This window comes from Ferrovibrio sp., from assembly GCF_017994015.1.
Taxonomy (GTDB): Bacteria; Pseudomonadota; Alphaproteobacteria; order Ferrovibrionales; family Ferrovibrionaceae; genus Ferrovibrio.
The window spans coordinates 1-5706 of record NZ_JAGOLP010000105.1; the positions used below are offsets into that span (position 1 = coordinate 1).

Here is a 5706-nt window from a genome sequence, read left to right on the forward strand (position 1 = left end):
GTTCTATGCTGATCCGCGCATGAAGGTGATCTACTATACCGTGATGGTGCGCGTGGTGCGCGCCTTCCGGATTTTTGAATCGCGACGCGACTGGGTGCTCAAGGTGATGCAGCATGATCCCACTTCCGTGGCGCTGTCGAGCAACGTGTTTGTGGAAAAGAATTTCGACGGCGAAGCGCTGCCTTTCGGCAATCGCGAATTCGTGCTGTTTTTCGACAGTCTGATACGGCCCCTGCGCGACCTGCAAGGCGACGACCTGGCGCTGTTTGTGGAAACCGTAGGCGAGGAACCGGGCGCGGTGGTGGGCGAATTCCTGCGCGAACTGTCTCGCGTCAAGACCGCCTGAAAATCAGTTCGAGTTGGCCGGTTCGCGGTGATCGAGCTTGGCGGCGAATTGTTCAAATAATTCGCTGACGCAGCGCGCCACGGTGCGCTGGTGGTTATCGTTGAGCTGATCGGCGGCGCGCATGCAGAGATCAGCAAACTTGCGCGCCAGCATGATCGCCTCGCGGTTGGAATCGAGGCGGATTTCATCAAACACCTGCACGATATATTCGCGCGTCTGATTACTTTCGTGATGTGTCACCGGCCGCTCGCCCATCAGCGAGTCGAGCATGGCGTTGAAAGTCTGCGAGGTGTCGATGGCGATGCTCGCCAGGATCTTCTCGATCCGCTCGCTATCCTTGGCCGATACAGGGCGGGGGGCGCCGCCATGGCGGTCCTTGTGATCGCCTTCCGGCAGGGCAGATTTCGACGCAGTGCGGTTCCACATGGTCTATCACCTTATTCTACTGTGACGCGCAGAGTGTAGCACGATAAGGGGCGCTACAAGCAAGCGTATCAGGTGATGACTTCGCGGGCGGCGCGGATCAGGTTGTCAACATGCCAGCCCTGGAACAGGCGGATGCCGGCGGCTTGGCCGGCGCGCAGGGCTTCCTCGGTCTCGCAGCGCGCCATGATGACACGGTTCGGATCGGCATCGGCGATCTTCTGCTGGATATCCTTGGCCACCCAATCGTCATGGTGGTCCTTGAAATAAAACAGCTTGATGAAGTCGGCGCGCAGCTCCTTGCGGCCAAACAGGCCGAGCAGGTCTGGCGTGATGCCGTCGATCAGGATGCGGTAGCCGTTATTTTGCAGGAATTCGCAGGCCAGCAGATATTCGGCATAATCCCAGAACACGTCCCAGCGCTGCAATTCGATGATGATCTGTTCTTTTTTGACAATATTGCCGATGCGGCTGTCAAAATCGCGGAACTGGTCGCTGAGCACGGTGGAAACATTCAGATTGATGCTGAATGGACCACTGTTGCGGGTGACAAAACCATCCAGCAATGAGCGGAACACACGGCTATCCAGCGTGCGGGTGAGATACTGGAACAGCGCGCGCGAGCCGCGCAGATTGACGTTTGGCGCAATTGCCTGGCGCAATTCATTCACGCCGACAAAGATTTCCTGGAAAATCGCCTTCGGCGGCTGATTGCCGAACACAACGGCAATCGGCTGGCGCCGCATGAAGGTGGTGACATCGGCTTTTTTGAGGATGTCCTCAATCTGCTGCAAGGCGCCGGGTGTGATCGGCACGCCATCGGTGGCGCCGGAGCCGGTGCCGGCCTTGGCCAGCAGGCGTTTGCGGCGCTCGGAATAGACGCGGAAACGCTGGCCCATCGCATCCATCCATTCCTGGAGTTCATCCAGGTTATGGTCGAAGCGATACCAGCGCACGGCATTCTCGGCTTCCTCAGGCGTGAGGCCGATGGCGACATTGTTGCGGGTCAGCACATCGTCGATCTCAAGCACCATCTTCTCGAAGCTCTGCTCAAAGAAGCGCTCGGAGAGGCGGGCGAACAGCACGATGGAATAGTCGTGGAGGGTATAGTAGTTACCCTCGTATTTTGACATCAGCGAGCGGATCGCATGCACAACGATGTTGTAGCTTTCGCGGTTGCGCTCAAAGTTCTTCGGGTTGACAAACTGCATGATAGCGCAGATGCGGCCGCCGAAAATCTTGCCGCGCACAATCCGGTCGAAATCCGTGAACATCTTTTCGTCATCGGAAGCCGGCGTTGTGTTATTGACCTCGCTCATCATCCACTCGGTCGCTTTCTCCCGCTGAGCCGGGCGCTACTTTTTCGCGCCGCCTGCCATACAGACACCCCTGTTGGCGGCACTATGACAAATTATGACCCGGCGCAAAAGCCGGATCAGTGGTTAATAACCGGTACGAGGATAATAAAACCTTAATTTCCCGTAATATGGCCCGGGTCACGCCAATGTTACTGCTGCCGGCGGGCCGCCAGTGCCTCGGCGGTGTCGATGTCGTTCAGCACGCCTTGCTCGTCGCAACCCACCTCGCAAACCCAGTCGGCCAGTTCGGCGAGCAGCTTGCGGGCGCCACTATCCCCGCGCAAAACCTTGAGTTGATTGAAGAATTGCGATCCCCACAGTACCGGGTTGCCGCGTTTGCTGCCCACCACCGGCAGGCAGATGGCGCGGCCTTCCACCGGATTGAAGGCGGAAATCAGCTTGTCGAGCACCAGGGGCGAAACATCCGGCATGTCGCCCAGGCAAACCAGCACACCATCCAGATCGGGCGGCAAAGCGTTAATGCCGGCCACCAGGGAGGTCGAAAGTCCGGCAGCAAAATCCGGGTTGTATACAAAATCCTGCCGGCCTGGGCCGGCCGCTGCACGCACCTCTTCGGCGCGATGGCCGGTCACCACCAGCACCGGATCGGCCGGCGAGGCCAGCACATGCTCCACCACATGGCGCAGGATCGGTTTGCCATCCAGCTCGGCCAGCAGCTTGTTGCCGCCCTGCATGCGGCTGGACAGGCCGCCGGCCAGGATCAGCGCCGCCACGCGCGGGCGGCGCGGTGCCGGGGCGGTCGGTTTTTCCACCAGGCCGGAGCGCGGCATCGGCCGGGTCGGGATTTCCTTGAGCAGGCCGCCCGAACCCATGCGCATGATATCGGCGCGGCTCACCGTCAGCCCGGCACAAAGCCGTTGCAGCACCCAGTCAAAGCCGTTCAGCTTGGGCGAGCGCGCGCAGCCCGGCACGCCGATCACCGGGCGGTCGCCCAGCCGGCCGGTCAGCAGCAGATTGCCGGGATCCACCGGCATGCCAAAATGTTCCACCACGCCGCCGGCGGCCACGATGCCGGCCGGCACCACATCGGCGCGATCGACAATGGCAGTAGCGCCAAAAACCAGGATCGGCGCACAATCCAGCGCCTGCAATTCAGCAATAGCGGCGGCGATGGCAGCGGTATCGTGGCTGCATATGCGGCTGGCCACCAGGGAACTGCCCAGTCGTTCCAGCCTCTCGCGCACTGCTGTTTCGGTCTTGTCCAGCACAGATTGTTTGGTATCGGCCACGCGGGTCATCACCAGCCCGGCGCGGCAGGCTTGCAGCGGCGCCAGCCGCACCAAAGGCTGCGGTGCGCTGGCCCGGGCGATGGCCTGCTGCACGGCATGGCTAGGGGCGGCAAACGGAATGATCTTCACCGTGGCCAGCATCTGGCCCGGCTCCACCAGTTCATAGGGCGCCACGGTGGCGATGGTGACGGCTTCATCCAGCAGGTTTAGCTGGTCAACCTGCGCCGTATCCACCAAAGCCAGGCCGGCGGTTTCTGCATAGATATTGGCGCGGCCGGTAAAGGCGGTGGCGGCGCGGGTTGCCGGGCCAGCCGCAGCCTCGGCAATGCGGTTGGCGGCCTGATCCTCCGCGATGTCGTCTGGCCCCAGCCTGGCGGCATAAACCGGGTCGTGGCCGGCAGCAGCAAGTGCCTCGGCATCTTCCTGGCTCAGCAGCCGGCCCTTGCGGAAACGCTGGCCGGCAACACTGAGGCTATGGCCAAGAATGCAGCCGGTCGCTTCACGCGCCGGGATCGGGCCAAAATACATTGCCGCTTGTCCTTATGCTTCAGGCGGCCTGACTGGCGGCCTGGGGCGGCTGGCGCAATGCCTGGGTGATCTGCGCCAGGATCGAGATCGAGATTTCGGCTGGCGACTTGGCGCCAATCGCCAGGCCGACCGGGCCATGGATACGCGCCATGTCGTCCGGGCCGAAGCCGGCGGCCAGCAGCCGCTCCAGCCGCGCGGCATGGGTCTTTTTGCTGCCCAGCGCGCCGATATAGAAGGCATCGGATTTCAGCGCCGCGTGCAAGGCCGGGTCGTCGATCTTGGGATCGTGGGTCAACGTCACCACGGCAGTGCGCAGATCGGGCTTCAGCAACGCCATCGCCTCGTCGGGCCAGTCGTTGGAAAGCCATACGCCAGGAAAACGCTGTTCGCTGCCAAAGGCGCTGCGCGGATCGATCACCGCCACTTCATAACCGGCAAACTGTGCCATCGGCACCAGCGCCTGGGCGATATGCACCGCACCCACCAACACCAGCCGCAGCGGCGGATTGAACACGTTGAGAAATAGCGGCCCCTGTTCGGTCTCGATGGTGCGCGGCTTGTCTTCCAGCAAAGCGGCGCGGGCGGCCTCGCCGATACGCGGATCAATATCCTTCAGGCCCTTCTTGCCATAGATATAGAGCAGGCGCTGCTCGCCGCTTTTCAGGAAGGTGGCCAGCACAACCGGAATCTTGGCGGCGCGGTCGGCCTGCAATTGCTCCAGGATTTCGCGCTTCATGCTTCTAACCGCTCAACAAAAACCTCGATCTTGCCGCCGCAGGCAAGGCCAACTTCCCAGGCCTGGGTATCGGAAACGCCAAAGCTGAGCAGGCGCGGCTTGCCATCCTGGATCGTGTCCAGCCCTTCCGTCACCACAGCGCCCTCGATGCAGCCGCCGGAAACCGAGCCTAGGAAACGGCCTTCGTCGTCGATCACCAACTGGCTGCCGACCGGGCGCGGCGCCGAGCCCCAGGTGGTGACCACGGTGGCAATGGCAACGCCCTTGCCGCCGGCTTTCCAGGCCAGGGCTTCGGCCAGCAAATCTTCTTGTGTGGCTGCTTGCAGCTCTGTCATGGCGTCATCCTCTTCAGATTCTGCTTCAAGCGGTTGCCGGCATCACTGGTGCGGCTTAGTGCCTCGGCCAGTTCGGCTATCGAGTCTAGATTGTGCACGGGGCGGAAATCGTCAACATGCGGCAGGATGGCGCGGATGCCCTGCGCCTTCGGCTCAAAGCCATCCCAGCGCAGCAATGGGTTGAGCCAGATCAGCCGCTTGCAGGATTTATGCAGCCGCTCCATCTCCACCGCCAGGCCGGCACCGGCCTCTCGGTCCAGGCCATCGGTGAGCAGCAGCACTACGGCACCCTGGCCGAGCACACGGCGCGACCAGAAGCGATTGAATTCAGCCAAAGTGGTGGCCATGCGGGTGCCGCCCGACCAATCCGGCACGCGCTCGCCGATATCGGCCAGGGCCTTGTCCACATCCTTCTGCCGCAGCAGGCGCGAGATATTCGATAGCCGGGTGCCAAACAGGAAACTATGCACGCGGCGCCGATCATTGCTCAGGCTGTGCATAAAATGCAGGAACATGCGGCTATACTGGCTCATTGAGCCGGAGATGTCGCACAGGATCACCAGCGGCGGGTCGCGCTCCACCTGGCTTTTGCGCACCAGCGGGATGGCGCCGCCGCCCAGGCGCAGCGAACGCCGCAGAGTGTTGCGCAGGTCGATGCGGCTGCCGAGTGGGTCAATCTCGAAGCGGCGCATGCGGCGCGGCGGGAAGGGCCAGGCGATGCGCGCCAGGC

The 5706-nt window shown here is 62.2% G+C and carries 6 protein-coding genes and 1 pseudogene; 1 reads left to right on the forward strand and 6 read right to left on the reverse strand.

What is annotated here, in order from left to right; translation table 11 throughout:
* Positions 1-346 (forward strand): annotated as a pseudogene (locus KBB36_RS20575) (hypothetical protein); the annotation flags it as partial.
* 3 nt (positions 347-349) lie between these two features.
* On the opposite strand, the gene KBB36_RS20580 reads toward KBB36_RS20575, so the two are convergent.
* From KBB36_RS20580 to KBB36_RS20605, 6 genes are all read right to left on the reverse strand, one after another.
* Positions 350-772, reverse strand: a complete 423-nt coding sequence (locus KBB36_RS20580; RefSeq protein WP_290985675.1) for a hypothetical protein — start codon at positions 770-772, stop codon at positions 350-352.
* 68 nt (positions 773-840) lie between these two features.
* A complete protein-coding gene (locus tag KBB36_RS20585) occupies positions 841-2088 on the reverse strand; it encodes a hypothetical protein (RefSeq protein WP_290985678.1) in 1248 nt (415 codons plus the stop codon).
* Positions 2089-2276: 188 nt separating this feature from the next.
* Positions 2277-3905: a molybdopterin-binding/glycosyltransferase family 2 protein gene (locus tag KBB36_RS20590; protein ID WP_290985681.1), complete on the reverse strand. Its 1629-nt coding sequence runs from the start codon at positions 3903-3905 to the stop codon at positions 2277-2279.
* 19 nt (positions 3906-3924) lie between these two features.
* Positions 3925-4641, reverse strand: coding sequence for an XdhC family protein (locus tag KBB36_RS20595; RefSeq protein WP_290985683.1), 717 nt, complete (start codon positions 4639-4641; stop codon positions 3925-3927).
* Positions 4638-4976 carry an XdhC family protein gene (locus tag KBB36_RS20600; protein WP_290985686.1) on the reverse strand — a complete coding sequence of 113 codons (339 nt, stop codon included), beginning with the start codon at positions 4974-4976 and terminating at the stop codon, positions 4638-4640. Before KBB36_RS20600 ends, KBB36_RS20595 begins: the two co-directional genes overlap by 4 nt.
* The coding region (locus tag KBB36_RS20605; protein WP_290985688.1) for a VWA domain-containing protein at positions 4973-5706 on the reverse strand (734 nt) is incomplete at its 5' end. The genes KBB36_RS20605 and KBB36_RS20600, both read right to left, overlap by 4 nt.

Excerpts from the sequence above, each read along its gene's own strand:
- KBB36_RS20580 (WP_290985675.1), bottom strand. The coding sequence starts at position 772 with ATGTGGAACCGCACTGCGTCGAAATCTGCCCTGCCGGAAGGCGATCAC.
- KBB36_RS20585 (WP_290985678.1), bottom strand. The coding sequence starts at position 2,088 with ATGAGCGAGGTCAATAACACAACGCCGGCTTCCGATGACGAAAAGATG.
- KBB36_RS20590 (WP_290985681.1), bottom strand. The coding sequence starts at position 3,905 with ATGTATTTTGGCCCGATCCCGGCGCGTGAAGCGACCGGCTGCATTCTT.
- KBB36_RS20595 (WP_290985683.1), bottom strand. The coding sequence starts at position 4,641 with ATGAAGCGCGAAATCCTGGAGCAATTGCAGGCCGACCGCGCCGCCAAG.
- KBB36_RS20600 (WP_290985686.1), bottom strand. The coding sequence starts at position 4,976 with ATGACAGAGCTGCAAGCAGCCACACAAGAAGATTTGCTGGCCGAAGCC.